Source organism: Streptomyces sp. HUAS MG56 (assembly GCF_058673395.1).
Map to the genome: position 1 here is coordinate 9,688,857 of NZ_CM178722.1, position 26,057 is coordinate 9,714,913.

25 protein-coding genes and 2 pseudogenes are annotated in these 26,057 nt (G+C 71.8%); 17 read left to right on the forward strand and 10 right to left on the reverse strand.

Going from position 1 to position 26,057, the window contains the following annotated elements; all coding sequences use genetic code 11:
- Positions 1-381 precede the first annotated feature (381 nt).
- From AC4OXY_RS44065 to AC4OXY_RS44110, 10 genes and pseudogenes are all read left to right on the forward strand, one after another.
- Complete coding sequence (locus AC4OXY_RS44065; protein ID WP_491992538.1) at positions 382-1,194, forward strand: SDR family NAD(P)-dependent oxidoreductase; 813 nt, start codon at positions 382-384, stop codon at positions 1,192-1,194.
- 153 nt (positions 1,195-1,347) lie between these two features.
- Positions 1,348-3,054, forward strand: coding sequence for a carbamoyltransferase N-terminal domain-containing protein (locus tag AC4OXY_RS44070; RefSeq protein ID WP_376291814.1), 1,707 nt, complete (start codon positions 1,348-1,350; stop codon positions 3,052-3,054).
- Between the two features lie 62 nt (positions 3,055-3,116).
- Positions 3,117-3,782 carry an amino acid kinase family protein gene (locus AC4OXY_RS44075; protein ID WP_362817857.1) on the forward strand — a complete coding sequence of 222 codons (666 nt, stop codon included), beginning with the start codon at positions 3,117-3,119 and terminating at the stop codon, positions 3,780-3,782.
- A 110-nt stretch (positions 3,783-3,892) separates the two neighbouring features.
- The gene (locus tag AC4OXY_RS44080) at positions 3,893-4,150 is read left to right on the forward strand and encodes an MbtH family protein (RefSeq protein WP_491992539.1); all 258 of its coding nucleotides are present in this window, start codon (positions 3,893-3,895) and stop codon (positions 4,148-4,150) included.
- Positions 4,151-4,370: 220 nt separating this feature from the next.
- Positions 4,371-5,720: pseudogene (locus AC4OXY_RS44085) on the forward strand (amino acid adenylation domain-containing protein); the annotation flags it as partial.
- A gap of 505 nt (positions 5,721-6,225) precedes the next feature.
- Entirely contained in the window at positions 6,226-6,396 is a 171-nt protein-coding gene (locus AC4OXY_RS44090) for a hypothetical protein (protein WP_356035824.1), read from the forward strand.
- A gap of 92 nt (positions 6,397-6,488) precedes the next feature.
- The gene (locus tag AC4OXY_RS44095; RefSeq protein WP_356035827.1) at positions 6,489-7,226 is read left to right on the forward strand and encodes an SAM-dependent methyltransferase; all 738 of its coding nucleotides are present in this window, start codon (positions 6,489-6,491) and stop codon (positions 7,224-7,226) included.
- Between the two features lie 72 nt (positions 7,227-7,298).
- Positions 7,299-8,255, forward strand: coding sequence for a GlxA family transcriptional regulator (locus AC4OXY_RS44100; RefSeq protein ID WP_356035829.1), 957 nt, complete (start codon positions 7,299-7,301; stop codon positions 8,253-8,255).
- A gap of 156 nt (positions 8,256-8,411) precedes the next feature.
- The gene (gap, locus tag AC4OXY_RS44105; protein WP_362817859.1) at positions 8,412-9,410 is read left to right on the forward strand and encodes a type I glyceraldehyde-3-phosphate dehydrogenase; all 999 of its coding nucleotides are present in this window, start codon (positions 8,412-8,414) and stop codon (positions 9,408-9,410) included.
- A 146-nt stretch (positions 9,411-9,556) separates the two neighbouring features.
- Positions 9,557-10,969 (forward strand): cation:dicarboxylate symporter family transporter, encoded by a 1,413-nt coding sequence (locus tag AC4OXY_RS44110; protein WP_356035834.1) that lies wholly within the window; start codon positions 9,557-9,559, stop codon positions 10,967-10,969.
- 46 nt (positions 10,970-11,015) lie between these two features.
- Here the strand turns inward: AC4OXY_RS44110 and AC4OXY_RS44115 are convergent, their stop codons facing one another.
- The 5 genes from AC4OXY_RS44115 to AC4OXY_RS44135 all read right to left on the reverse strand — a co-directional run bounded on the left by AC4OXY_RS44115 (position 11,016) and on the right by AC4OXY_RS44135 (position 15,900).
- A complete protein-coding gene (locus AC4OXY_RS44115) occupies positions 11,016-12,128 on the reverse strand; it encodes a fatty acid desaturase family protein (protein WP_491992540.1) in 1,113 nt (370 codons plus the stop codon).
- A gap of 172 nt (positions 12,129-12,300) precedes the next feature.
- Positions 12,301-12,960: a response regulator gene (locus tag AC4OXY_RS44120; RefSeq protein ID WP_356035840.1), complete on the reverse strand. Its 660-nt coding sequence runs from the start codon at positions 12,958-12,960 to the stop codon at positions 12,301-12,303.
- On the reverse strand, positions 12,957-14,165 hold the full coding sequence (locus AC4OXY_RS44125; RefSeq protein ID WP_491992541.1) for a sensor histidine kinase: 1,209 nt from the start codon (positions 14,163-14,165) through the stop codon (positions 12,957-12,959). The genes AC4OXY_RS44120 and AC4OXY_RS44125 overlap by 4 nt, the downstream gene beginning before the upstream one ends.
- Before the next feature lie 431 nt (positions 14,166-14,596).
- The gene (locus AC4OXY_RS44130) at positions 14,597-15,253 is read right to left on the reverse strand and encodes a DinB family protein (protein WP_356035845.1); all 657 of its coding nucleotides are present in this window, start codon (positions 15,251-15,253) and stop codon (positions 14,597-14,599) included.
- Positions 15,254-15,342: 89 nt separating this feature from the next.
- Positions 15,343-15,900: a YciI family protein gene (locus AC4OXY_RS44135; protein ID WP_491992542.1), complete on the reverse strand. Its 558-nt coding sequence runs from the start codon at positions 15,898-15,900 to the stop codon at positions 15,343-15,345.
- Between the two features lie 279 nt (positions 15,901-16,179).
- Here AC4OXY_RS44135 and AC4OXY_RS44140 point away from each other — a divergent pair, with 279 nt between their 5' ends.
- From AC4OXY_RS44140 to AC4OXY_RS44165, 6 genes and pseudogenes are all read left to right on the forward strand, one after another.
- The gene (locus AC4OXY_RS44140; protein ID WP_491992543.1) at positions 16,180-17,064 is read left to right on the forward strand and encodes a polysaccharide deacetylase family protein; all 885 of its coding nucleotides are present in this window, start codon (positions 16,180-16,182) and stop codon (positions 17,062-17,064) included.
- Positions 17,065-17,163: 99 nt separating this feature from the next.
- Positions 17,164-18,615, forward strand: coding sequence for a purine-cytosine permease family protein (locus tag AC4OXY_RS44145; protein WP_491992544.1), 1,452 nt, complete (start codon positions 17,164-17,166; stop codon positions 18,613-18,615).
- Positions 18,616-18,844: 229 nt separating this feature from the next.
- Complete coding sequence (locus tag AC4OXY_RS44150) at positions 18,845-19,441, forward strand: hypothetical protein (protein ID WP_491992545.1); 597 nt, start codon at positions 18,845-18,847, stop codon at positions 19,439-19,441.
- Positions 19,442-19,559: 118 nt separating this feature from the next.
- A pseudogene (locus AC4OXY_RS44155) lies at positions 19,560-20,113 on the forward strand (LysE family translocator).
- A 142-nt stretch (positions 20,114-20,255) separates the two neighbouring features.
- Entirely contained in the window at positions 20,256-20,927 is a 672-nt protein-coding gene (locus AC4OXY_RS44160) for an acetate uptake transporter (RefSeq protein ID WP_356035859.1), read from the forward strand.
- A gap of 43 nt (positions 20,928-20,970) precedes the next feature.
- Positions 20,971-21,732, forward strand: coding sequence for a hypothetical protein (locus tag AC4OXY_RS44165; protein WP_362817877.1), 762 nt, complete (start codon positions 20,971-20,973; stop codon positions 21,730-21,732).
- 60 nt (positions 21,733-21,792) lie between these two features.
- Here AC4OXY_RS44165 and AC4OXY_RS44170 read toward each other — a convergent pair whose 3' ends face one another.
- A complete protein-coding gene (locus tag AC4OXY_RS44170; RefSeq protein ID WP_356035864.1) occupies positions 21,793-22,167 on the reverse strand; it encodes an LmrA/YxaF family transcription factor in 375 nt (124 codons plus the stop codon).
- 111 nt (positions 22,168-22,278) lie between these two features.
- On the opposite strand from AC4OXY_RS44170, the gene AC4OXY_RS44175 reads away from it, so the two are divergent.
- Positions 22,279-22,581 (forward strand): tautomerase family protein, encoded by a 303-nt coding sequence (locus tag AC4OXY_RS44175; protein WP_491992546.1) that lies wholly within the window; start codon positions 22,279-22,281, stop codon positions 22,579-22,581.
- A 604-nt stretch (positions 22,582-23,185) separates the two neighbouring features.
- Here AC4OXY_RS44175 and AC4OXY_RS44180 read toward each other — a convergent pair.
- From AC4OXY_RS44180 to AC4OXY_RS44195, 4 genes are all read right to left on the reverse strand, one after another.
- Positions 23,186-23,614: an ankyrin repeat domain-containing protein gene (locus AC4OXY_RS44180; protein ID WP_356035867.1), complete on the reverse strand. Its 429-nt coding sequence runs from the start codon at positions 23,612-23,614 to the stop codon at positions 23,186-23,188.
- Positions 23,611-24,132, reverse strand: a complete 522-nt coding sequence (gene cpt, locus AC4OXY_RS44185) for a chloramphenicol phosphotransferase CPT (RefSeq protein WP_376292015.1) — start codon at positions 24,130-24,132, stop codon at positions 23,611-23,613. Before cpt ends, AC4OXY_RS44180 begins: the two co-directional genes overlap by 4 nt.
- Before the next feature lie 237 nt (positions 24,133-24,369).
- On the reverse strand, positions 24,370-24,837 hold the full coding sequence (locus tag AC4OXY_RS44190; RefSeq protein ID WP_491992547.1) for a pyridoxamine 5'-phosphate oxidase family protein: 468 nt from the start codon (positions 24,835-24,837) through the stop codon (positions 24,370-24,372).
- A 21-nt stretch (positions 24,838-24,858) separates the two neighbouring features.
- A complete protein-coding gene (locus tag AC4OXY_RS44195; protein ID WP_491994732.1) occupies positions 24,859-25,611 on the reverse strand; it encodes an NPP1 family protein in 753 nt (250 codons plus the stop codon).
- Positions 25,612-26,057 lie beyond the last annotated feature (446 nt).

Genomic DNA, 26,057 nt, shown 5'->3' on the forward strand with positions numbered 1-26,057 from the left:
GTTTCCCGCGAGGCATTCGATCCGGGCGTTTCGGGCGTGATATCTGCCCGTATTCGCCTCGGGATTTCGAGCGTTTTGCTGGGACTTGGCGTTCGACTGTAGTCATGATCTCCAACGGGTCGCCATAGAGCGTACCTGTGACGTGCGTCACAGGTACGACTTGTGTGAGGCCATGCTTGACTGGCAAGGAGTTACGGGTGTTCATGATGTGAGCGCTTCTTCTTCCTTATCTTGAAGAGTTTTTGACTCGAAATGTGCTGCCGTTGCCGACCGGCCGTGCGGGGAACCCGCCCTGTTCCGGTTGCGAAAAATGCGTCCTTGACCTGGGGTGCGTGCGCACGTGAAACTCTGCGACCCGTGCAGAGGGGAACGAGGGGGGATATGTCGGACGTCAGGGAATGCCGGGGCATCGCGCTGGTTTCCGGGGCCTCGTCCGGGTTCGGCGCGCGGATCGCGCAGGTGCTGTCGGCCGGCGGGTTCGGTGTGATTGCCCTCGCTCGCCGTGCGGAACTCCTCGAAGTGCTCGCGGAAGAGGATCCATATCGAGCCATTCTCCCTGTCGTCGCCGATGTGAGGGACCGGAACGCGGTCGGCCGCGCGGTTTCCGAACTGCCGGACGAATACCGCGACATCTCGGTGCTGGTGAACAACGCGGGTCTGTCCAGGGGATTCGGTCCCGTGCAGCAGGGTGCCGCCGCGCACTGGCGCGAAATGATCGACACGAACATCACCGGCGTGCTCAACCTGACCGAGGCCGTGCTGCCCCGCCTCGTCGCCCGCGGCTCCGGTCACGTGGTCAACGTGGGTTCCATCGCCGCCGAATACCCCTACATGGGCGGGAACGTCTACGCCGCCACCAAGGCGTTCGTGCACCAACTGTCCCTGAACATGCGCGTCGACCTCCAGGGCACCGGCGTCCGGGTCAGCTGTGTCGCCCCCGGCATGGCGAAGACGGAATTCGCCCGGGTCCGCTACGAGGGGGACCTGCAGCGGGCGGAGGCGCTCTATGACGGACTCACCCCGCTCTCGGCGGACGACGTGGCACAGAGTGTCGCGTGGTGCCTGGACCAGCCCCCGCACGTCAACATCAACATGATCGAACTCATGCCCGCGGAGCAGCCTTTCGGGCTGGGCTTCGCGGGCAGCCGCAGCGGTGACCCGGGTGGTGCGTCCGGCGGCGCCGATGCGTCGTGACACGCGGGTTTCGGTCGGAAGCGTTTTCGCGATACATCCAGGAATCCTGGCGTATGTGAGTTCGAGCAGAGCGGGAAAACGCTTGCTCGTCGGTTTCGGCAGCCCGGGAATGCGGGACCGGCTGTTCTGCCAAGGTGATCAGGGAGTGAGAAGTTGATTATCTGCGGTCTCAAGCTCACACACGACGGAGCGGTGGCCCTGCTCGACGACGATCGCCTCGTTTTCAGCGTCGAGATGGAAAAGATCGGCAACGGTCCGAGGTACAGCACGGTCTCCGACTTCAGTCAGATCCCCGGGATCCTCGCCGATTTCGGATACAAACCGCAGGACGTCGACGAATGGGTCGTGGACGGCTGGGACGGCGATGTCACCGGAGTGGTTTCGCTGCTCAGCTCCTCGGTCCCGGTCGAACTCACCGTCGGCCCCTACCGGGAATCGGCGGCCTGCCCCGATCCGGCCCGACCGGGCGCGTCGGGCGAGTTCCCGATGGACGGCCGTTCCTACGCTTACACCAGTTACGCCCATGCCGCGGGACATCTCGCCAGCGCATACTGCTCCAGCCCTTTCGCCCGCCGCGGCGAACCGTCGTTCGTGCTCATCTGGGACGGCGGACTCTTCCCGCGCCTGTACTGGCTGGACCCCGAGACCGGCGTGGAGAACCTCGGCGCGCTCTTCCCGCTGCTCGGCCACGCCTACGCCATCGCCGGCCACCACTTCGGCCCGTTCCGCCGTACCGTCCAGTCACCCACCGTCGACGACCTCTCCGTGGCCGGGAAGCTGATGGCGTACATCGCCCTCGGACAGCCACGCGAGGCCGCACTCGCCGCGCTGCGCGAGGAGTTCCACCGGATCTTCGAGAGCGACCTGCCCGAGTCCGTCGAGTACCGGCGCACCGTCGGCGGCTACGGCAGCCTCTTCGAGCCGTCCGTGCCACCCGTGCACGCCTTCTTCCACGCCGTGCGCGAGCGCGTGGAGCCGCAGGGTGTCTCCGACGAGGACGTACTCGCCAGCGTGCACGCCTTCTTCCAGGAACTGCTCCTGGAGCGCATCGCCCGCACCGTACGCACCGCCCGCGGCGCCGGGCCCTGGAACCTCTGCTTCGCCGGCGGCTGCGCCCTGAACATCAAGTGGAACAGCGCCCTGCGTTCCCTGCCCGAGTTCGCGGACGTCTGGGTGCCGCCGTTCCCCAACGACTCAGGCTCCGCGATCGGCGCCGCCGTGCTCGGCCGGGCCCAGCACGAGGGACTGCGCCCCGTCGACTGGCACGTCCGGCTCGGCCCGGACCTCCAGACCAGCGCGCAGACCCCCGACGGCTGGACCGCGACCGCGTGCACACCCGCCCGGCTCGCCCAGGAACTGCACGAGTCCGGCGAGCCCGTCGTCGTCCTCGACGGGCGCGCCGAACTCGGCCCGCGCGCGCTCGGCGGCCGCAGCATCCTCGCCGCCCCCACCAGCGCGGCGATGAAGGACGAACTCAACCGGATCAAGGGCCGCGAGCACTACCGTCCGGTCGCCCCGATCTGCCTCGTCGACGAGGCCCCCGCCGTCTTCGCCCCCGGGACCCCGGACCCGTACATGCTCTTCGAGCACGAGGTGCGGCCCGCATGGCTCGACAGGATCCCCGCGGTCGTCCACCTCGACGGCACGGCCCGGCTGCAGACGGTCTCCGCGGACGACGACCCGCTGCTGGCCGAGGTGCTGACCGCCTACCACCGGCTGACCGGCGTTCCCGTCCTGTGCAACACCAGCGCCAACCTCAACGGCCACGGCTTCTTCCCGGACGTCGCCTCCGCCATGAGCTGGGGCAAGGTCGACCGGATCTGGAGCGCCGGCGTGCTGCACCGCAGGACCGGCTCCTGAGCCGGCCCGGGCCCCGCACCGGCGAGGCGGACGACGGCACCGAACGGGACGCGGGCGGGGGCGTGCGGGCACTCGTGGCCGCGTTGCCGGAGATCGGCCGCCTGTACGGTGCCGTGGTGGTCGTCGTCGCCGGCCCGTGCGTCCTCGAACCGGGCCCCCTCGGCGAGGCGTTCGCCGAGGACCTGGCGCTCCTGCGCTACCACGGTGCCCGGCCGGTCGTCGTGCACGACGCCGGAGCCGAGCCGGTCGCACCGTACCCCGGCGAGGACCGGGTCACCGCGCTGCGCCGGGTGACCGCGGGCCTGGTGCAGCCCCGGCTCGTCGGTCGCGTCAACGCCCATGGACCTCTCGCCGTCGGCATCACGGGCGAGGACGGCGGCACGCTGACCCGTACGGCGTCCGGCGACCTCGTGGCCGATACGGGTGTGCTGCGTGTGCTCCTCGCGGACGGCCGCATACCCGTCGTCGCCGCCCTCACCGCCGGCCCGGGCGGTGTCCGACCGGCGGACCCGGAAGCGACGGCCCGGCTCCTCGCGACCGAACTGGCCGCCCGGTTACTGCTGTTACCCGCGACGGTCCAGGACCCGGCACCGGCCGGGGCGACCCCGCTCGACACGGCCGTCCCCCATGCGCTGCTGCGGACGGTGTACGGCCTGGACGGGCACCCGGGCGGCCTACCGGGCCCCCGGCAAACGGCGGCGAGTCCGACGGCCGGCCCGGTACCGTGACAAGCGACTGCGCTGGCCGCCCGACCAAGAGCCACGGGGACCACGAGGTGTCGGGTTCCCCCAATGTGCCGCATCAGCAAGGCGGTTCACGTCCCCGAGGAGAACAACCGGTGGAGAACCCCTTCGACGACGAGGCGGGCGAGTTCCTGGTCCTCGTCAACGACGAGGAGCAGTACTCGCTCTGGCCCGTCGGCATCGACGTCCCCGCGGGCTGGGCCACGGCACACGGCCCGGCGTCGCGCGCCGTGTGCCTCGACTACGTCGACCGCACCTGGACCGACATGCGCCCCGCGTCCCTGAGAAGAGAGATGGAACGGCACGCCCGGGCGGACACCGGCGCGCCGCCCGCTCCTCCCGGCGCGCAGTGAGGTCGCGGTCATGCCCAAAGGTCCGCAGGAACCGCCGAGCAGGCCCCGGGAGAGCCTCCGGGGTGCCCCGCACCGCCTCCTGACGACCGCCCCTGACCGCCGGAAGACCCTTGCCACCGACCGCCGGAAGGCCGCTGCCACCGACCTCGGGGAGACTGGTGCCCCCAGGCCGGACCGGTGCAACAGGCCGCACGGCCCGCCGAGCGAGGAGGACGGCCCGATGCCGCGCACCGGCCCCGGTCCCCTTACCGGCCCCGCCACTGCCCCGTCGCGCTACGGTTCGGCTCGGGCGAGGTGTCCTACGGCGACCTCAACGCTCGCGCCAACCGGCTGGCCCACCGCCTCATCGCCTGCGGAGTCGGCCCCGAGGGTGTCGTCGCGGGCCCTGGACCGGTCGGTCGAGCTGATCGTCGCGGTGCTGGCCGTGCTGAAGACGGGCGCGGCCGTGCTGCCCCTGGACATCGGCTACCCCGCGGCACGCCTCGCCACGGTCCTCACCGGCGCCCGCCCGGAACTGCTGCTGACCGCCCCGCGCATCGACCTGCCCGAGACGCCCGCCCTCACCCGGATCAACCTTCCGGCACCGGAGGGCGCCCACGACGCCCGGCCCGCGACCGACCCCACGGACGAGGACCGCACCACTCCCGTCCGGCCCGCGCACCTCGCCTACGTCATCTACGCCTCGGGCTCCACCGGCACCCCCAAACCCGTGGCCGTCACCCGGGCCGGGCTCGCCAACCTGACGGCCCACCTGGCCGACGCGCTGCGTGTCCCGGCCACGAGCCGTGTGCTGCAGTTCGCCTCGCCCGGCTTCGACGCCTTCTTCGCGGAGACCGGCATGGCGCTCACGGCCGGTGCCACCCTCGTCCTGGCCCTGGCACGCCGGCTGCTGCCGGGACCGGAACTCGCGCGGCTCGCCGCCGATCAGCGGATCAGCCACCTCAGCGTGCCACCCGCCGCGCTCGGCGTCATGGCACCGGACGCGTTGCGCGACGTCGGCACACTGATCGTCGCGGGGGAGGCCTGCTGCGCGGAACTGGCCACGGCCTGGGCGAGGAACCGGACACTGATCAACGGCTGCGGGCCCACCGGGACGACGGTCTGCGCCACGATGAGCGACGCTCTGCGCCCCGGCGACGGCACCCCGCCGCTCGGCGCGCCCCCGCGCGCGGCACACACGTGCAGATCCTCGACGCACGCCTGCGCCCCGTTCCGGCGGGCGTGAACGGGGAGTTGTACATCGGCGGAGCCGGAGTCGCCCGCGGTTACCGCAACCGGCCCGGCCCGACACCGCCGGACGCTTCGTCGCCGACCCGTACGAGCCACCGGGGGCGCGCATGTACCGCAGCGGGGACCTGGTGCGCCGTACCGTCGACGGGCGGCTGGAGTTCGCCGGACGGACCGACGGCCAGGTCAAACTGCGCGGGCTCCGCGTCGAACTGGGCGAGGTCGAGGCGCATGCCGCCGCCGCCGAAGGCGTGGCCGGGGCCGCGGTCGTCCTGCGCGAGGACCCCCCGGGGACCGCCGGATCGTCGCGTACGTGGTGCCGGCACCGCCGGGCGCCGCAACCGGTGGAAATGCCGGTGCCGACGGATCCGCCGGCGCCGGAGACAGCGGTGGTGAGAACGGGCGCCTGGCGGACTGGCGGCAGCTCCACGACGCGGTGCTGGTCGCGCCCCTCGGCCGGGCGGTGGCCGCCTGGCGCACGGCACACTTCCCCGACGACCCGGCCGCCGTACGGGACGCGCCCTTCCTCGTCGACGTCGAGGGACACGGCCGCGAGGAGATCGCGGAGGATCTCGATCTGGCGCACACCGTCGGCTGGTTCACCAGCATGTTCCCGGTCCGCCTGGAGCCCGGCGACACCCCGCACGCCGTACAGCGGCGGCTGGACCGCATGCCGGACAAGGGCCTCGGGTTCGGGCTCCTGCGCTATCTCAACCCCGAGACCGAGCCCGTCCTCGCCCGGCCGCCAGATCATCTTCAACTACCTCGGCCGCTTCGAACGCTCACCCGACGCCGACTGATCGCCGGCGCCCGAGGGCCCGGCCGTCGGCAGCGGCGGTGACCCCGGGATGCCGCTCACGCATCTGCTCGAAGTGTCCGCCGTGACACTGGACGGCGGCACCGGGCCCGAACTCCGGGTCACCCGGACCTTCCCGCGCCGCCTGCTGACCCGCCACCAGGTGGGGGAGCCTGCTGACGCCTGGTTCGCGGCCCTGCGGGACCTGACGGAGCCGGCCTGACGACCGGCCCCTCTTCCGTCAGCGGACACACCAACGGGTGATCTCCACAACCAAGTTGCGGAACGGGTGGGGCCTGCTGGCATGCTCCCGGGGTGAACCGTGATCTGATCTCCCGCCGCGCCCACGCGGACCACCCGATCGCCGCGCCCCTGTGCGACGACTCGGTGCACCGGCTCCTCCAGCGCGGCCTCCACCGCGCGGACGCCCGAGTCCTCGACCTCGGCTGCGGCGCCGGCGAATGGCTGGTGCGCGCCCTGACCGACTACCCCGGCGTCCGCGCGGACGGCGTGGACCTCTCCGAGGGCGCGCTGACCCGGGCAGCCGAGCGAGCCAGGGAACTCGGCGTGCACGACCGCCTCACCCTGCACCGCGAGGACGCCGCCGTCTTCCGCGCCGCCGACGCCCACGACCTCGTCCTCAGCGTCGGCGCCACCCACGCCTTCGGTGGACTGCTGCCCACCCTGGCTGCGGCGCGCACCCACCTGGCCCCCGGCGGCCGGGTCCTCGTCGGCGAGGGCATCTGGGAGCGCGAACCCAGCCAGGAAGCCGTCAAGATGCTCGGTGAGTTCGCCGACCTGCCCACCACCGTGGACCGGGTGGTCGCCGACGGCTGGACCCCCGTCTACGGCCATGTGAGCACCCGTCAGGAGCTGGACGACTACGAGTGGTCCTGGACCGGCTCACTGTCCTCCTGGGCCCTGGACCACCCGGACGACCCCGACGCCGAAGAGGCCCTTGAGGCAGCCGCGGTCCACCGCGAGGAGTGGCTGCGCGTCTACCGCGACGTCTTCGGCTTCGCCTGCCTCGTCCTGCGCCGTACGGCCGACTGACCCCACCCGACCCGACGACCGCCGCCCGCACCCCTCACACCCCCGTCGGACCCCTCTCGTACCCTGGTCGCCGTGTCCGCCTCCCGTCTGCGCCGCGTCGCCGTCCTCGTGCTCGACGGCGCGAAGCCGCTCGATGTCGGCATCCCCGCGCAGGTGTTCACGACCCGGGCGAGCATGCCGTACGAGGTGCGGGTGTGCGGCGCGGCGCCCGGGCTCGTGACCGGCGGCGACGGGCTGTCGTACCACGTCGCCCACGGCCTCGACGCCCTCGCCTGGGCCGACATCGTCTTCCTCCCCGGCTACCGGCACCCGGACCGCGACGACCCGCCGCCCGCCGTCATCGACGCGCTGCGCGCCGCCCACGCCCGGGGTGCGCGCCTCGCGGCCATCTCCACGGGCGCCTTCGCCCTCGCCGCCACCGGTCTCCTCGACGGCCGACGCGCGACGACGCACTGGCACTACACCCGGGCACTCGCGGCCCGGCATCCGCTGATCCAGGTGGACGAGAACGTGCTCTTCGTCGACGAGGGCAGCGTCCTCACCTCGGCCGGCGCCGCCTCCGGCATCGACCTGTGCCTGCACATCCTCCGCGGCGACCTCGGCGTCGCCGCGTCCAACCATGCCGCCCGGCGCCTGGTCGCCGCCCCCTACCGCAGCGGCGGCCAGGCCCAGTACGTGCCGCGCAGCGTGCCCGAGCCGCTCGGTGAACGGTTCGCCGCGACCCGCGAATGGGCCCTGCACCGGCTCGGCGAGCCCCTCAGCCTCGCCGTGCTCGCCCGGCACGCGGCCGTCTCCCCGCGCACCTTCTCCCGGCGCTTCGTCGAGGACACCGGCTACACACCGATGCAGTGGGTCATGCGCGCCCGCGTCGACCTGGCCCGCGAACTGCTGGAACGCTCCGAGCGCGGCATCGAGCAGATCGCCGTCGACGTCGGACTCGGCACCGGTGCCAATCTGCGCCTGCACTTCCAGCAGATCCTCGGCACCACCCCGAGCGAGTACCGGCGCACCTTCACCCGGGGCGAATGACCGGGCGGGAGCCAGGGCGACGAGCACCGCGAGAGCGGTGTGACGCGGAGGGTGGCGCGATCCTTGCGAACCATGGCGCTCCGGACACTGCCACGGCCGGACGTCGCACGCGACGCTGGTGATGACCCGCAGTGATCAACCGGAGGGACACCACCCGTGACGCGCATCGCCATCAACGGATTCGGCCGCATCGGACGCAATGTGCTGCGCGCGCTGCTGGAGCGCGACAGCGCCCTCGAAGTCGTCGCCGTCAACGACCTCACCGAACCCACCGCCCTGGCCCGGCTCCTCGCCTACGACAGCACGTCCGGCCGGCTCGGCCGCCCGGTGGCCGCCGACGGGGACGACCTCGTCGTGGACGGCCGCCGGATCCGGGTGCTCGCCGAGCGCGAACCGGCCCGACTGCCGTGGGCCGACCTCGGCGTGGACATCGTGCTGGAGTCGACCGGCCGCTTCACCTCGGCCAAGGCCGCACGCGCCCACCTCGACGCGGGCGCCCGCAAGGTCCTCGTCAGCGCACCCTCGGACGGCGCTGACGTCACACTCGCCTACGGCGTCAACACGGACGTCTACGACCCGGCCCTGCACACCGTGGTCTCGAACGCCTCCTGCACCACCAACGCGCTCGCGCCGCTGGCCGCCGTGCTGGACGAACTCGCCGGCATCGAGCACGGGTTCATGACGACCGTGCACGCCTATACCCAGGAGCAGAACCTCCAGGACGGTCCGCACCGCGACGCCCGCCGCGCCCGTGCCGCCGCCGTGAACATCGTGCCGACCACGACCGGCGCCGCCAAGGCGATCGGCCTGGTGCTGCCGGGCCTCGACGGCAGGCTGTCCGGCGACTCCATCCGGGTGCCGGTCCCCGTGGGCTCCCTCGTCGAACTCAACACCACCGTCCGCCGCGACGTCACCCGCGACGACGTCCTGGCCGCCTACCGCACCGCGGCACAGGGCCCGCTGGCCGGCATCCTCGAATACTCCGAGGACCCGCTCGTCTCCTCCGACATCACCGGCAACCCGGCCTCCTCGATCTTCGACTCGGCCCTCACCCGCGTCGACGGCCGGCACGTCAAGGTGGTCGCCTGGTACGACAACGAATGGGGCTTCTCGAACCGCGTGATCGACACCCTCGAACTCCTCGCCGCCGCCTGACCGTTCGCGCGACGGCCGGAGCTTGGACGAACATCCAAGATTTCCACGGCCTGGTCTCGTGGACTTCTGTGGAGTCGTGTCTTGATCCATAGTTACGGGCATCCATCGGAATGCGCTTTCCACATGGCGGAATCAAGGCTCGGAGGATGCCCGTGTCGCTGTCCGTACCGTCCCTGCGGCGACGCGCCCTGCGTCTCTTGCGCACCTCGCTGTTCGCCCAGGTGGCCTGTGCCCTGGTGCTCGGAGTCGTCGTCGGGCGCCTCTGGCCCGACGTGGGCACCGCAGTCCAGTTGCTCGGCGACGGGTTCGTGCGGCTGATCAAGGCCGTCATCGCACCCCTGGTGTTCTGCGTGGTCGTCACCGGCATCGCCAAGGCCGGCAACCTGCGGGCGTTCGGCCGCATCGGCGTCAAGGCGCTGCTCTGGTTCGAGGTGGCGACGACGTTCGCCCTGCTGATCGGCCTGGTGGCGGGCAACCTCGTCCGGCCCGGCGCGGGCATGCACGTGGATCCGTCCCGGCTCGACGCCTCGGCCGTCGACGCGAAGACCGGCGGCGGATCCTTGCCGTCCACCAGCCAGTTCGTCCTGCACTCGCTGCCCGAGAGCGCGGTGGGGGCGTTCGCCGAGAACTCCCTGCTCCAAGTCCTCGTCCTGGCCTGCCTGGTGGGGGCGGCCCTGCTGCACCTCGGGCACACCAAGGTGCCCGCGATCCTGCCGGCCGTCGAGCAGGCGCAGGAGGTCGTCTTCGCGGTCGTCGGCTTCGTCATGCGGCTCGCGCCCCTCGCGGTCTTCGGCGCGACCGCCCACCTGGTCGGCCAGTACGGCCTGGGCGTCATGTCGACGTACGGCAAGCTCATCGCGGTCTGTTACGGCGTCGCCGTGCTGTTCCTCGCCCTGCTCGCGGTGGCGCTGAAGGCGTTCACCGGGCTGAGCCTGTGGAAGTTCGTCCGCTACACCCGCGAGGAGCTGGTGCTCGCCCTGGGCACCGCCTCCAGCGAGACGGTCATGCCCCGCATGATGCAGAAGCTGCGGCACGCCGGCTGCCGCGACGACGCCGTGGGCCTCGTCCTGCCCACCGGCTACTCCTTCAACCTCGACGGCGCCTCGATCTACCTCTCCGTCGCCACGCTGTTCATGGCCCAGGCGGTGGGCGTCCACCTCACCATCGGTCAGCAGATCACCGTCGTGCTGATGCTCATGCTCACCAGCAAGGGCATGGCGGGCGTGCCGGGTTCGGCGTTCCTCGCCCTGTCGGCGACCGCCTCCGCACTCGGGGTCATCCCCGCCGGGGCCGTCGCCCTGCTGCTCGGCGTGGACCGCGTCATGGACTCGATGCGCGTGACCACCAACCTCCTCGGCAACTGCGTGGCCGCCTTCGCCGTGGCCCGCTGGGAGGGCGCGCTGGACACCGCGCGTGCGAGGAAGGCGCTGACCGGGGAGGCCGTCTTCGTCCCGGAGGAGCAGGACGACACGGCCGTCGCGGCCGCATCGCCCGGCCCGCACAGGGCCGTTCGGCCCGTGACGGAGACGGACTCCGGTCATCCCGTGCGGGCCGACTGACCTGCCGGCGTCCCGGCGGCCTCACTCCACCTCGTCTGATGTGCCGTCAGGACGCCCGCCGCTGCCGCCTGATGGGCTCTCCCACCCGGTGCATGTGGGTGAGGGCCTCGCGGTAGGACCGGATGAGCCCGGTCTCGTGGTACGGCACCCCGATCTCGGCGCAGTACTCGCGCACGACGACCTGCGCACGGCGCAGATGCGGCGTGGGCATGCTGGGGAACAGGTGGTGTTCGATCTGGTAGTTGAGCCCGCCCAGCATCACGTCGGTGAGCCGGCCGCCGCGCACGTTGCGGGAGGTGAGCACCTGGCGGCGCAGGAAGTCCGGCCGGTCGTCACCGGTGAGGGTGGGCATGCCCTTGTGGTTCGGCGCGAAGGTGCAGCCGAGGTAGACACCGAACAGGCACTGGTGGACGGCGAGGAACGCCACCGCCTTGCCGGGGGAGAGCACCAGGAACAGCGCCGACACATAGGCCGCGATGTGCAGGAAGAGCAGGACCCCTTCCAGCGACCGCTTCTTCATCGAGGGCGAGCGCAGCGCCCGGACGCCGGAGACATGCAGATTGAAACCCTCCAGCGTCAGCAGCGGGAAGAACAGCAGCGCCTGGTGCCCGCCGATGAGCCGCGCCAGCCCCCGGCTGTTGCGCGCCTGCTCGGTGGACCACACCAGGATGTCCGGGGAGACATCGGGGTCGAGCTCCTCGTGGTTGGGGTTGGCGTGATGGCGGGTGTGCTTGTTCATCCACCAGCCGTAGCTCATGCCGATCCCGAGATTGCCGAAGAGCCGCCCCCAGATCTCACTCCTGCGGGCGCTACCGAAGACCTGCCGGTGCGCCAGGTCATGGGCCACCAGGGCCACTTGCCCGAACACCAAGGCCAGGAACGCGGCCACCGCCAGCTGCCACCACGTGTCGCCGAGCGCGAGGAAGGTCCCCCAGCCGGCCGCCAGCAGCGCGATCACCAGACCGAGCCGTGCCGTGTAGTAGCCGGGGCGCCGCTCCAGCAGACCCGCCTCGGTGATGCGCCTGGACAACCGGGCGAAGTCGCTGCCGCCGCCGGAGCCGGACGTATGGGAGCGGATGGCAGGGGCACCGGACGCGACAGAGGTGTCAGCGGTCTCGGCGGTCTCGGCGGTGCCTGTGGTGTCGGTGGAAATCGTCATGCACACGAGTCTGGGAACGGAGGTCCGGCCGAAACAGCCTGCCAGTCACCGTTCCCCACCGGGGGCTTTCCCCACTGTGCCCAGGGTGTTCTCACCACCGCGGGCCCCTGAACCGTGCGTTCACCCGGTGTCGGGGAGTGGCGCGAGTGGTGCGTACGCGCGACGTGAGGGCTCAGTACGGTTCGACCAGCCCCGTCTCGTACGCGGTGATCACGAGCTGGACCCGGTCACGGGCGCCCAGTTTGGTGAGCAGGCGCGAGACGTGGGACTTGGTCGTGGCGACCGTGATGAAGAGGTCCTCCGCGATCTCGGTGTTCGAGCGACCGCGTCCGACGAGGGCCAGCACCTCGCGTTCCCGCTCGGTGATGCCCGCCAGACGCCGCACGCGGCGCTCCGGTGCGGCCGCGGGGCGGCCGACGAAGTCCGCGATCAGACGGCGGGTCACGCCGGGCGCGATCAGTGCGTCTCCCGCGGCGACGACACGGATCGCGCCGAGGATGTCGTCCAGCGCCATGTCCTTGACGGCGAAGCCACCGGCCCCGGCCCGCAGCGCGCCGTACACATGGTCGTCCTCGTCGAACGTGGTCAGGACCAGGACACGGGCCGCCGTCGGGCCGGTCGTGATCCGGCGGGTGGCCTCGATGCCGTCCGTCCCGGGCATCCTGATGTCCATCACCACGACATCGGGGGCGAGTTCCTCGACCAGCCGGACCGCCTCGTCACCGGTGGCGGCCTCGCCGACGACCTCCAGGTCGGGATGGTCGGCCATGAGGACACGCAGCCCGGACCGCACCAGGGGCTGGTCGTCGGCGAGGACCACCCGGATGCTCATCGGGCCTCGGCCCCGGCCGCGACGGACTCCGGCAGCGGCAGCCGCGCCACCACCCGGAAGCCGCCCTCGGGACGCGGCCCGGCGCTGAGCCGGCCGTGCAGCAGCCCCGCCCGCTCGCGCATGCCGATGATGCCGAAGCCGTGCCCCGGGCCGGCACCGGTGGCGCCCCGCCCGTCGTCGACGACCTCCACCGTCAGCTCCTCGTCCCCGTAGTCGACGGCCACCCGGCAGGCGCCGGTGCCCGCGTGGCGGACCACGTTGGTCAGCGCCTCCTGCACGATACGGTAGGCCGCCAGGTCGAGTTCGGCCGGCAACGGCCGCTGCGCCCCGCCGACCCGCACCTCGACCCGTACTCCCGCGTCCGCGGTCGCCGCCGCCAGCCGTTCGAGATCCGCGAGTCCCGGCACGGGCGCGAGCGACTCCTCCCCGGCACCCGCCAAGCCCGCCGCGCCCGCCGCGGCCGTCGTCGTGTCCGGGTCGGCCCGGCGGAGCGCCACCAGGGTGCGGCGGAGGCCGGACAGGGTCTGCCTGCTGGTGGCCTCGATGGCCCGCAGCGCCTCGCGCGCTTCCCCGGGCTGTGTGTCGATGACCCGCCCGGCCACCCCGGCCTGGATGGCGACGATGCCGATGCTGTGCGCGATCATGTCGTGCAACTCCCGTGCGATCCGCAGCCGTTCGGCCGTGACGGCCTCCGCCACCTCCTGCGCGCGCAGCGCCACCGCATGCTCGCGGCGCTCGCGGAACAGCAGCCCGACCATGCAGGACGCGATCAGTGACAGCAGGCCGATGGCGCCGTTGAGGACCAGAAAGTCCCCGTGGGAGAAGGCACCGATCACCAGCAACTGCACGGTGAACGCCAGTGCCACGGCGGCCAGGGCGGCCCGCCGGGTCCGGGTGGCGACGATGTACCCCAGCGCGAGGTCGGCCGCGAGGAACGACAGGAACGGGGCCTGCCCCTGCAACGTCAGCGTGATGGGGGTGGGGCGGTGCGGAATGACCACCGCGGCGGTGGCCCCGAGCAGCGTCAGCGTCAGAGCCGCCGCCGGCCGCCGCCGTACGACACCGGTCAGCAGACTCACCGCCAGCAGGCATCCGACGGCGTACAGAACGCCCGAGGCACGCGGTGCGCCCGTCAGCAGGACCAGTACCAGGAAGACGTACAGCACGCCGCACGCCCAGTCGGCGAACGTCGTTCTCCTCGTCACGGGCAACTCCTTGCGGGCAACGGCGGGGCCGAGCGGGTCGGCCGGTGAAGTGAGCACGCCGCGACACTAACGAGCCGTCACCCCGCCCGGCATCGGCCCGGGGACGTACGCCCGTGGGCGAATCGGTCGGTGCGTCGCCGCCTCTACGAGCGGCAGAATGTCCTCCTGGAACCGCAGCCGCTTTTCGAGCCGACCGGCAGCAGCGAGGCGGTGTTGTGCAGGAGGCGGAACCGCTTCAGGGCTCCCGCTCGGCCCCGTCGGCGCTCCCGCCTGCATCGCCGAAGCCGTGGCCTTCCTCGTCCCGGACGCAGCCGGCTGCATCACCGGCGACAGCCTCGTCGTCTGCGGCGGCATCGGCGTTCGCGCCCGCCCCTGACCCGCGGTGCCGCACTCGGCTCCGGCCGGGAGCGCCGACGGCGTCACGACAGGGCCTACGCGCGAGGCGTGCCGTCCCAGCGCCAGGTCGTCAGGCGGGAGCGGCCGGGCAGTTCACCGCGTCCGGTGGCCCACAGAAGCGTGCGCCAGGGATCCATGGAGTCGGGGGCGTCGGGAAAGAGCCGGGCGAGCACCCGCGCGCACAGATCGGCGGGCGGGCTCCAGGGCAGGCCGAGCCCCTGCGCCAGGTCGTAGGTGTGCACGAGGGTCTCCGTGATCCCCATCGCCGCGAACCCCTCGGGATCGGAGACGCCGAAGACGTGGTGGGCGCGGATCCCCGGGGGCGTCGTACGCACCATGGCGACCAGCAGCGCGCCGCTCGCCTCCAGCACCTGCAACAGCCCGGCGGACCCCGCCGTACGGTCGGCGTGGATCACGTTCGCCGGCCCGCCGGGCCGTCGGCGCTGCCAGACGAAGGGGACTTCGCCTTCCAACGGCGGTGTCCTGGGACCCAGTTGGGCGGCGTAGGCGAAGAGGTCGTCAGCGAGATGCTCGACCGTCTCCCAGCAGTCCCAGTCCAGCGAGCCGGCCTTGCCGTCCCAGGCGTGCGGGGGTGCCTCGCGCAGGACGGCCACGGCGAGCCGCACGGCGAGGTCGACGTCGTCCGCGGTGACGGCGGACGGGGAGTAGGCGGTCTTCGCTGACAGGGGCATGGCCGGACCGTATCGCGACAGGACCGGGTCCCGCCCGCCCTTTGATCACGGGCCCACGTCCTTCGACGGCCGGGCCGGCCACCCCGACGTCACCGGACCGTCCGGCGGCCCCCGAACTCCCAGTCGTGGACCTCCACCGCCGCGTGCCCGTCGGTGGCGAGGACGGCTCGGGCCGTGTCCCGGTCCGGCGCGCGGACCAGTGCCGCCGTGCCCAGCCGGGTCGTACCGTCGTCCGACAGCAGCGGTCCGTACGCGATCAGCTCGTCCCGGTCGGCCGGCAGCGCGGGCTCGGCGGCGGACTCCGCGCCGAGGCCGAGCACCAGGTAGCGGTTGCCGCCGGTCCGGCCGCCGGGGAAGTCCCACATGGTGCGCCCCAGCATGTTGTGCCACCGGCGCAGCAGCACGTCCCGGTAGACGCCGGCCTGGTAGTTGGGCTCGTCGAAGGCGAACGCGCGCGCAGCGGCGGGGTCCGGCAGGTCGACGACGTGCACGCTGCCGGTCGGCGTCGTACCGTCGGCGGCGAAGGTGGGGCCGCGCGCGATCATCTCCCGCGCGTACCGGTCCATGTAGGACCAGTGGTCCTCCAGCAGTTCCTGGCGCAGTGGCGAGGAGCCGGGGCGGTCGCGGTGGTAGCAGAAGAACTCCATGAACCCAGAGCCTTCCGCACCGCGGGGCGGCCTCTCAACCAACTTTCGGCGTGGCCGGCCCGCTGCCGTCGCGGAGGCCGCGGCAGTGGAACATGCCGCGTGTCGAGTGATTCTGGACGATCTCTTACCGGCGCTTACCTGCGTCTTCACGGTCGGGGCCGGTGCGCTGCGTACGGTGGCCGTCTGGGGGAGCCCGCCGGCTGAGGCGGCCTCCACCAGGTGTGTTCGATCAGGTGCGTCGGTTCAGGTGCGTTGGATCAGGTGTGGAGGTGCGGACGGATGACTGCCGGTCGTCGCGTGGTGCTCGCCGCCATGGCGGGCGGTCTGCTCGCCGGGTGCGCGGACCAGAAGAAGGGCACTGACGCCTCCGCCGCCTCGTCGCAGACGGGTCAGGCCCCGGCCCCGCAGGCCTCCGGCACCACGGCCCCGGTGCCGGGGACCGCGACCGGACCCACCGTCACCCGCGCCCGGATCGTGGCCCGCTACGGACACAGCGTGCCGCACTCCTGGGGCTTCGACGCGCCCGGAGTGGTGCACTCCCTGCCGACAGCGAAGAACGAGATCGCGCTGACCTTCGACGCGTGCGGCGGCCGCGGCGGCAGCGGCTTCGACCGCGAGCTGATCGACTTCCTCCGCAAGCGGCAGGTCCCGGCGACGCTCTTCCTCAACTCCCGCTGGATCGACGAGAATCCGGCGGAGTTCCACCGGCTGGCCGGCGAGCCGCAGTTCGAGATCGCCAACCACGGCACCCGCCACCTCCCCCTCTCGGTCTCCGGGCGCTCCGCCTACGGCATCCCCGGCACCCGCAGCGCGGGCGAGGTGTACGACGAGGTCGCGGGGAACCGGGCCAAGCTGACCGGGCTGCTCGGCGCCCCGCCCCGGTTCTTCCGCTCCGGCACCGCGTACTGCGACGACGTCGCGGCGCGCATCGTCCGCGACCTCGGGGAACGCTTCGCCAGCTTCTCCGTCAACGGCGACGGCGGCGCCACCTTCACCCACCGGCAGGTCCACGAGACCGTCGCGGCGGCGCCGGGCGGTTCCATCGTCATCTGTCACATGAACCACCCCGAGGGCGGCACGGCCGAGGGTATCGCGAGTGCCGTCCCGCATCTGCTCGCCACCGGCCACCGCTTCGTCCGCCTTTCGGACGCGTTTCCCGCCTGACGTCGATAACGATCACGCGAACCCGCACCTCAGCACTCGTCAGCGGGCCCCTGCGGGAGAACAATGTCCCTCAGGGACGGACCGGGCACGGGAGGCGTCATGAGCACTTCAGCGGAGCCGAGGGTGTCAGGCCTCGAAGTCCGGTCGATCGACTACGTCCCCCTGAACGAGCGGCACGGCAAGCTCTGGCATCTGGGCCCGCTGTGGTTCATGTCCAACGCCCAGATCGCCACCCTGGCCGTGGGGCTGATCAGCATCACCTCGGGCGGCAACCTGATCTGGTCGCTGCTGGCCATCGTCGCCGGCACGGTCGTCGGCACGTTCTTCATGGCCTTCCACTCGGCGCAGGGGCCACAGCTGGGCCTGCCGCAGATGATCCAGTCGCGCCCGCAGTTCGGTTACGTCGGCGCCCTCCTCGTATGGCTGTTCGCCTATGTGCAGTACGCGGGCTTCAACGTCTTCAACAGCATCCTCGCCGCCGACTCCCTGCACACCACCCTGCACGGCAGCGTCAAGCTGTGGGTCGTCGTGGTCACCGTGGTCGCGCTCGTCATCGCACTGGTCGGCTACGACATCATCCACAAGGCCGAGCGGATCCTGACGTACACCTTCCTCGTCATCTTCGGGATCTTCACCGTCGGCGTCCTCGTCACGCTGCACTACCCGGCGGGCTCCTTCGACCTCGGCGCCTTCAAGTGGACGCCGTTCCTCGCCCAGTTCGGCGTGGTCGCCGGCTACCAGATCAGCTGGGCCATCTACGTCTCCGACTACTCGCGCTACCTGCCGCCGGGCGTCACGGTCCGCAAGACCTTCTACTGGACGTACTTCGGCTCCGCGCTCGGCGGCATCTGGCTGATGGTCCTCGGCACCCTGCTGGCGGCCTGGGCGGGCAAGGACTTCGACACCATCAAGTCCATCAACGCCGCGGGCGACAAGGTGTTCGACGGCTTCGGCGCGATCGTCCTGCTCTTCGCCGCCCTGGGCCTGGTGTCCGTCACCGCCCTGAACATGTACGGCGGTTCACTGACCCTCATCAGCGGCATCGACTCGTTCAAGCGGGTGCGGCCGACCCTGGGCGTACGCCTGCTGACCCTCGGCCTGACCGCGGCCCTCTCCCTGATCGGCGCGCTGGCCGCGACCGCCAACTTCCTTGAGAACTTCAACAACTTCCTGCTGCTCGTGCTCTACCTCTTCATCCCGTGGACCGCGGTCAACCTCATGGACTACTACGTCGTCCGCCGCGGCCACTACGCCATCGCCGAGATCTTCAACCCCCATGGCATCTACGGCCGTTGGGGCTGGCACGGCATCATCGCCTACGTGGTCGGCTTCGTGGCCATGATCCCCTTCTTCTCCGTCGGCACCCTGTACGTCGGCCCCGCCGCCAAGGCCCTCGGCGGAGCCGACATCTCCCTGTTCATCGGCCTGCCGGTGTCCTCCCTGCTGTACTGGTGGCTGACCCGCTCGATCGACGTCGAGGGCGAGACCCGCCTGGCCCAGGCCGAGGCGGCGGCACTGGAACAGGCGGCCCACGAGCACCGCGAGCCCTGAGGGAACCGGCGGGCAGGACGCTGGGGAGGGCCCCGAGCCCCGGGGCTCGGCGGTGGCTTGGTCGCGGCGCCCGGGTCGGTTCCCCGCGCGCGGGCCGCCGCCGGTATCCCGCCTTCGGGCAAAGGGAGTTGACGGATCGAGGCACGCCCGACGGCCTGTGTCACTCCCTCGTGTGATCTTCACGCGCGCCACTCGCCCCCGGAGCCCGCCCGTCCGAAGATCTGGCACCATGCGTGTACCGTCCTTCACCCCGCACGTCCTGCGACGCGCCGCCGTCGTGCTGGCCACCGTGGCCGCCACCACCCTGCCCAGCACGATCGCGGCAGCACCCGCCCAGTGCGCGGACTACTGCGGCGGCCCGGTGGTCGTGGCCCCGCTGTCCACGGCACCGCCGAGCACCGGAGTCTGTACGAGCCCCGAGCCGGTGGTGTGCCAGATCCGCCGCGAGACCCCGCAGGAGCGGGTGCAGGCGCGGGGCATCCGCATGCGGTACCTCGGGCTCATCGGCGAGATGGACCGTGTGCGCTGCGAGATGCGCGCGGAGGGAGCCGGTCCGGAGGAGATCGCCCGCCGGCTGGTGGACTTGCGCAACGAGGCCAAGGAGATCACCCGGGCCGGCATGACGCCCGAGGAGGTCCGGCAGCTCGAAGAGCGCAACATGGCCAAGTACGGCAACCCGCTCGGCCCCACCGCCGACCAGCTCTACGCCAAGTACGGCTCCTGGGAGAAGGTCGCCGACGCCTCGACCCGCACCAGCCACGCCGTCGACAGCGAACTCGGCCTGGAGTACCGGCCCTGCCCCTGCGACGTCACGCCGGCGGCATGAGCGGCCGGACACCACGTCCTCGAATGTTCGGTTTCTCCGACGGCCATCGGTAGGAAACCTTCGCTGGACCGATCACATCCGTGTCCTCGCCCTGCTGACCATCGTGCCCGGACCGGACATGGCCGTCGTGACCCGGCGCGCCTTCACGTCCGGTACCGGGGACGCGCTGCGCACCGTGGGCGGGACAGCGGCCGGATTGCTGCTCTGGGGTGCGCTGACCGTGGCCGGACTCGCGGCGGTACTCGCCGGCTCGCCGAGCGCCTACCTGGCCGTCAGGCTCCTCGGCGCCGGATATCTGGGTCTCTGGGCGCGCAGTCCCTGTGGCCGCACCGGCGTGGCGCTACCGTGCCGACGCAGACCGGCACTCCCACCCGCGTCGGCAACCCATGGCGGACCGGGCTCGTCGGCAACCCCCTCAATCCGAAGATCACCGTCTTCTGCACCGGACTGCTCCCCACGCCGGCCCCACCCCGGCTGCCGACCGCGTGGGTCATGACGTTCCTCGTCCTCCCGCACATCTGCCTCACCCTGACCTGGCTGGGCGGCTGTGTCCTCCTGCTGGCCAAGGCCGGACCGCTGGTGCACTCGCCGCGCGTGCGCCGGGCGCTGGGCCGGGTGACGGGTGTCGTACTGATCGGGTTCGGGCTCACCGTCGCGACGACGGCCGGCTGACCGGCTCCCTCGGCCCCCCTGGCCCGGCCCCCTCGTCCCCGTCGTCGGCGCCTCGCATTTCCCCGTTCGGAACATGCCTAATGAATGCGGCAAACGGGTACTTTTCGTAAAAGTGAACAACCGGAGACAAGGGAAGCCGGTCATGAACGAGGACACGAGGAGCCTGCACCCGGAGCAGCCGCCCGCACACACTCCGCGCCCGGCGGTCTGCGGCGACCCGGCCCCGCTGGGCCTGGCCGGCTTCGCCCTCACCACCCTGCTGCTCTCGGTCATCAACGCCAACCTGCTCAAGGAGGGCGCCGCGATCATTCCGGTGCTGGGACTCGCCCTGTTCTACGGCGGTCTCGCCCAGTTCGCGGCGGGCCTGTTCGAGTTCCGGCGCGGCAACACGTTCGGTGCGACGGTCTTCGTCTCGTACGGCGCCTTCTGGCTGGGTTACTGGTGGATCGCGCCGCGCCTGGCCCTCGCCGGTGACGCACACAACGCCCTCGGCCTGTTCCTGCTCGGGTGGGCCGTCTTCACCGCCTACATGGCCGTCGCCGCGCTGCGGGTCAGCCTGGCCGTGCTGGCCGTGCTGGTGCTGCTGACGCTCACCTTCGTCTTCCTGGCCATCGGGGCGTTCCAGACCGGGGCCGAGCCGCACGCCCTGACCCAGGTCGGCGGATGGCTCGGCATCCTCACGGGACTGGCCGCCTGGTACGCCTCGGCGGCGACCGTCATCAACGAGACACACGGCCGTACGATCCTGCCCGTGGGCTCGCGCCGGCCCGGACCGGCTCCGGCGCGCGCATCGAGCGTCCCGCCCGACGCGTGAGGGGGTTCCCGTCGGCAGGGGGTCGCCCGCGACAATCCTCTTCATGAACGACGGCATGCATGACGACATGGGCGACGGCCCGGGCGACGCCGAGAGCCGCCTCGCCAGGATCGAGCGGTTGCTGGAGAGCGGTGAGCGGGAACTCGTCCCCGCCTGGCAGCGAGTGACCCGGGGCGAGCCGCGCTGGACGGTCACCGTCGTGATCCTGGCGGCCGTCGGCCTCCAGCTCACGCTGCCGCACCGGCTCATCCTCCTGCACCCCGCCTGGGCCATGCCCGCGCTGGAGCTGGTGCTGCTGGCCGGTCTGGTCGCCGCCAACCCCCGGCGGGTGGAGCCCAGTACCCGGTGGCTGCGATGGCTCGGCCTCGCCCTGATCTGCGTCATCAGCCTGGCCAACGGCTGGTCGGCGGTCCGGCTCGTGGCGGACCTGGTGAACGGCCGGGGAGCCGACCAGGCGGTACCGCTGCTGCTCACCGGCGGCGTCATCTGGGTCACGAACGTCATCGTGTTCGCCCTCTGGTACTGGGAGTGGGACCGGGGCGGCCCGATGGCCAGGGTCCGGGGACAGCACCGGTACGCGGACTTCCTCTTCGTCCAGATGCAGAGCCCGGACATCGCCCCGTCGGACTGGGAGCCGGCGTTCCTGGACTACCTCTACCTGTCCTTCACCAACGCCACCGCCTTCAGTCCGACCGACGTCATGCCGCTGTCCCGCTGGTCCAAGATGCTGATGATGCTCCAGTCGTCGGTGTCCCTGGTGACCGTGGTCCTCGTGGTCGCCCGAGCCGTCAACATCCTGAAGTAGCCGGGACCGGGGTCGCGCATCGGCGCCATCCAGCGGCCACCAGCTCCTCGGCCCGGCCCCCTACGGGACGCCCGGAACCGGTCCGGCCTCGGTGGGTGCGGTCGGTCCTCGATCGTGGCGAGGATCAGGGTCCGGAGCCGGTCCGCCGTGTGGTCCAGGGGCTCGGTGCTGCGCTTGGCGCGGCACACGGCGACCGTGCCCTCCACGGCCGCGGCGGTGCGTCGCCGGCTGCGCCGCCCGCTCGGGCTCGGCGCCGTGCGCACGCAGTGAGTCGGCCTTCAGACGCTCCCAGGTGGTGAACCCGGAGCGCGCGTGCTGGTCGTGGCCCGGAGGTTCCTCGACGGCGACGGCGACGGCGACGGCGAGGACGGGACGGCCGGCCCGGAAGTCGCTGTCCACGACGATCCCGCGCCACAGGCCGAGGAAGGCCGCCATGCTCTATCGCGACCGTGATCTATAACGACTGTCATAGACGGAGGGGTGCTCAGATGCCGATGATCCGGCTCACAGCCCCCGCCGGTGCCCTGACCGAAGCGGGCCGGCGCAGTGTGCAGCGAGCGGGACCTCGCCGCGGTGCTGCTGCGCTGGGAGGGCGCCCCCGACACCGCGTTCTTCCGCGCCCAGGCGGTGACCGTCCCTCAAGGGGCCCTGACCGGGCGTCGCAAGGCTGGTCTGGTCGCTGACGCCACGAAGGCCGTGCCGGCCGCCGCCGGGCCGGAGCAGTCCGACGCGCTGCGGGTGTGGGTGCTGGTGCACGAGCAGGCCGACGGCACCTGGGGCGCCGGCGGCTCCGTCATCCGCCACGCCGCCCTGGCGGCCCTCGCGAAGAGGCAGCGCACTGGCGCGTGAACCGACCTATGTCCCCCGGGCACTCGGCGCCTCCGAAGTCCTCTACGCCGGCCCCGAGCCCGCGCACCGCGACCTGGCACGCACCCTGGGCGCCGCCACCGCCGCGTCCCTGGAGCCGCTTCCGCGCGGCTTCGGCATCGCCGCGGAGGCCACCGGACGCGTCGACCAGTTCGCCCTGGCCGTCAAGTCCCTTGCTCCGGAGGGTGTGTGCGAGTCCGCGGGCAACCACTTCCGCCCCGGCGAGCTGCCCCTGCCGGACATGTACCTCACCGGCGTCACCCTGCGCATCGCCCGGGACGACGTCCGCGCCCACGACGAATTCCCCGACGGCGCACGGACGTACGGTCCCCGCACCGAACCGGCAGGCCCACTGGTCCCGCCCGCGAGGACCCGCCCGGTCCCGCTGGAGACCCCACTGTGCGTGCGCGCCCGCGGCACGGGCACGGAGGACCGCAAGGCGGTCGTGACCGGATCGATCACGACCGAGGCGGACCCCGACGTCCGACTGGTGGTGGCCGACGCGGTGTTCACCGCCCCGGACCGCAGCGGGCCCGCGGGCTGTTCCCCGGGATGCGGGCGCAGCCGTAGACGTCCTGCCGCTGTGTCAGACGCCCGGAGCGGTCGCCTCCGCGGCGCTCAGCACGGCCGCGGTCCCGGGATGGCCGCAGTCGCGTGCCCACTCCAGGGCGGTGCGGCCGGTGCCGTCGTCCTCGCGCAGGCGGGGATCGGCACCGTGCGCCAACAGCTCACGCACCGCGGCCGTGTGCCCCCAGCAGGCGGCCGCGCACAACGGCGTGCCTTCCGAGCCGAGTCCGCCGCTCTCGGTGTCGGGGCGGGCCCCGGCCGCCAGGAGCAGCCGGACGATCGCGGCCTGTCCGTGCACGGACGCCAGGTAGAGCGGGGTGGCTCCGTCGCCGTCGCCCCGCTCCGGGTCCGCCCCGGAGCGCAGGAGCGCTGCCACGCGGGAGACGTCGTCGTGCAGGATCGCGGTGAACAGATTTCGGTACAGCTTCTTGCGTCGGCGGTGGTTCACCTGAGGTGTCCCGCGATGGTCCGTGCGCACTCCATCGACTCGGCGCGGGTGGTGTCCACCTCAAGGTCGTAGATCACGCCCCGGTGGACGAGGTCCGCCTGGGCGGCGGCCATTCCGATGACCCGGTCACCGCGTGCGACCTCCCGGCCGGCGGCGACACCGGGGTCGCACCGGACGCCGACCCACAGCACGTGCAGGTCGGCCAGCGCCTTCTGCCAGCGCTGCTGCGACTGCGCCCCGCCGAGGAAGACCTCGTCGACGACGACCCGCGCCCCAGACCGGGCCATCGCGGCCACCCCCTCGATCCATGCCGCCTCCAGCCGCCGGAACTCCGGTCCGACCGTGACCTCTCCGTCCGAGGCGAACCCGATCCCGGTGTCCGATGCTCGCATGGCCGCCGGCATCGCGTCGACCAGTGTGTCCGTCCCGAGAGCCAGCCACGGATCCGGCAGGACGGCCTGGAGACATCGCACGATCCCGGACTTCCCCGAGCTGGAACCGCCGTTGAGCACGATCACCCGGGTCCTCGTCGGGGCCGCACCGGAGAGGTCGTCCGGTATCGCGTGCGTGGCCGGGTCGAGCGGCCCCTGTCCGGAGGTGAACACCAGGTCACCGACCCTGATCGCCTGGGACGGCGGTGGCTCGGTGCCGTCGGGGAAGCGTACGAAGGGAGCGCTCTCGGTGTGGATGTCCTCGATCATGGCGGCATTGTCCCGTACCGAGGCCGACCGCACGCGGGGAAGCGTGCGACGCGCTCAGTCGGACCCGAGCCACACCCCGTCACGCATGAGGAGCCGGCCGCGCAGCTCCGGCTCGCCGCGCCAGGCACGCACCGTCTTCGGCACGACGCGGAGGTAGACAAAGGGGCCGTCCTCCGCGCGCGGGTCCCAGCCGAACTTCCCGGTGTACGCCTCGGCCGCCCCGGCGGGCACCTCCCGGTCGGAGAAGGCCTCCGCCTCGCCCTGGAGAAGCACCACGTCGAACGTGTCCGGCAGCGCCAGCCGCACCCGCGGTTCGGCCTGGACGTTGCGCGCGGTCGCGGACGTCGCGCCGGTGCACATCCAGATCACCCGTCCGTCCCACAGGAACCACAGCGGCAACTGGTGCGGCCCGTGGTCGGGATGGGCCGTCGACAGCCACACGTCCCGTTCCGCCTCAAGCCGCTTCAGTGTGTCGCGTATGCGTTCCGGCCGTCCCCGACGAGCCGTGTCCTCGATCTTCATGAGTCCGCAGCCTATGTGGCGTCAGGCGTTCGGGTCGAAGGGGATGCCCGACGGCATGGAGTGCGCCAGGGCGTACGCGAAGTCGCCGTCCTTGATCTTGATGGTCGCCGCGCCGAAGTCGGCGCTCATGAGCTTGTCGCGGAATCCGGGCGGGTAGCCGTTCCAGCCCACCAGACGCGGGTAGAACCAGCCGCCGGTCACGTTCTCCGGGGGCTCGTCATTGGTGTTGGCGAAGCGGAAGTCGTGTGTCGAGATGCCGTCCTTGTGGTAGACGATCTTCGGATGCGTGCCGTCGAAGCGGACCGAGGAGCGGGCGGCCACCTGGTAACCGGTGTGCTGGGACACCGACACGTACTGGACCTCGTTGCCGTTGATCCACACCACCACGTGCTCCCAGTCGTGGGTGTGCCCGATGGCCGCCGGACCCAGGGTCGCCTGGTCCTTCTCGAAGTAGCTGGCGTACACGACCGCACACCAGCCGTTGTTGCACTTCTCGCGTGAATAGGTGTTGGCGTTGGCGAGCTGCGCGTAGTCGTGGCAGTGGCCGTTGACGTCGCCGCCGAGCTTCAGGCCGGGGTTGATCCTGCCGTCGGCGCCGATGGCGGCCGTGGCGTAACAGCCGTCGCCGTCGTAGTCGTAGGCGGGGGAGAAGGTCTGTTCCAGGCCGTCGGCGTTCTGCGGCAGCAGCGTCAGGACGTCGGCGTCGGCCTGCGCGGGAAGCGTCAGCACGAGAGCCAGCGCGGCGAGTACGGCGGCCGGGGCCGACCGGCGCAGTCGCGGCCGACGACGGCCGCCGGATGCCGGACCGGCGGGAACTCGTGTGGGGGAAAGGGGGGTTCGCACCTCAACTCCTCTTGCGTGAGCCTCGGACGGGGCGTGGTCGCGCCGCGAACCTAAAGGCGTGGACCACTTACGTCAAGAGGTGAAGTAAGCGTTGCGGCAATGGAGTTGAGGTTGTCCCCGAATGTTCCGCCCAGGTGGCTTGCCCCCGCATGCCACGGCTCCGCCCCGCTCGCGTTGCCGAAGGAGACGAGACGGCCGCAGACCGCCAGGGCGTCCAGGCAAGGGCGGTTACGGCCCCGGCGCCGACGACGTCGCCGCCACCGTCCGCCGTGGTCGAGGCCGGGGCGGTCGGAGTCGATCTGGAGGACTCGCTCGCGCCGGGCGGTCCGCTGCACGACGCTCCCGCCCCCAGGCCGTACGCCTGAGCGCGGCCCGCA

Excerpts from the sequence above, each read along its gene's own strand:
- AC4OXY_RS44065 (WP_491992538.1), top strand. The coding sequence starts at position 382 with ATGTCGGACGTCAGGGAATGCCGGGGCATCGCGCTGGTTTCCGGGGCC.
- AC4OXY_RS44090 (WP_356035824.1), top strand. The coding sequence starts at position 6,226 with ATGCCGCTCACGCATCTGCTCGAAGTGTCCGCCGTGACACTGGACGGC.
- AC4OXY_RS44110 (WP_356035834.1), top strand. The coding sequence starts at position 9,557 with ATGCCCGTGTCGCTGTCCGTACCGTCCCTGCGGCGACGCGCCCTGCGT.
- AC4OXY_RS44115 (WP_491992540.1), bottom strand. The coding sequence starts at position 12,128 with ATGACGATTTCCACCGACACCACAGGCACCGCCGAGACCGCCGAGACC.
- AC4OXY_RS44120 (WP_356035840.1), bottom strand. The coding sequence starts at position 12,960 with ATGAGCATCCGGGTGGTCCTCGCCGACGACCAGCCCCTGGTGCGGTCC.
- AC4OXY_RS44130 (WP_356035845.1), bottom strand. The coding sequence starts at position 15,253 with ATGCCCCTGTCAGCGAAGACCGCCTACTCCCCGTCCGCCGTCACCGCG.
- AC4OXY_RS44135 (WP_491992542.1), bottom strand. The coding sequence starts at position 15,900 with ATGGAGTTCTTCTGCTACCACCGCGACCGCCCCGGCTCCTCGCCACTG.
- AC4OXY_RS44140 (WP_491992543.1), top strand. The coding sequence starts at position 16,180 with ATGACTGCCGGTCGTCGCGTGGTGCTCGCCGCCATGGCGGGCGGTCTG.
- AC4OXY_RS44145 (WP_491992544.1), top strand. The coding sequence starts at position 17,164 with ATGAGCACTTCAGCGGAGCCGAGGGTGTCAGGCCTCGAAGTCCGGTCG.
- AC4OXY_RS44150 (WP_491992545.1), top strand. The coding sequence starts at position 18,845 with ATGCGTGTACCGTCCTTCACCCCGCACGTCCTGCGACGCGCCGCCGTC.
- AC4OXY_RS44160 (WP_356035859.1), top strand. The coding sequence starts at position 20,256 with ATGAACGAGGACACGAGGAGCCTGCACCCGGAGCAGCCGCCCGCACAC.
- AC4OXY_RS44165 (WP_362817877.1), top strand. The coding sequence starts at position 20,971 with ATGAACGACGGCATGCATGACGACATGGGCGACGGCCCGGGCGACGCC.
- AC4OXY_RS44170 (WP_356035864.1), bottom strand. The coding sequence starts at position 22,167 with ATGGCGGCCTTCCTCGGCCTGTGGCGCGGGATCGTCGTGGACAGCGAC.
- AC4OXY_RS44190 (WP_491992547.1), bottom strand. The coding sequence starts at position 24,837 with ATGAAGATCGAGGACACGGCTCGTCGGGGACGGCCGGAACGCATACGC.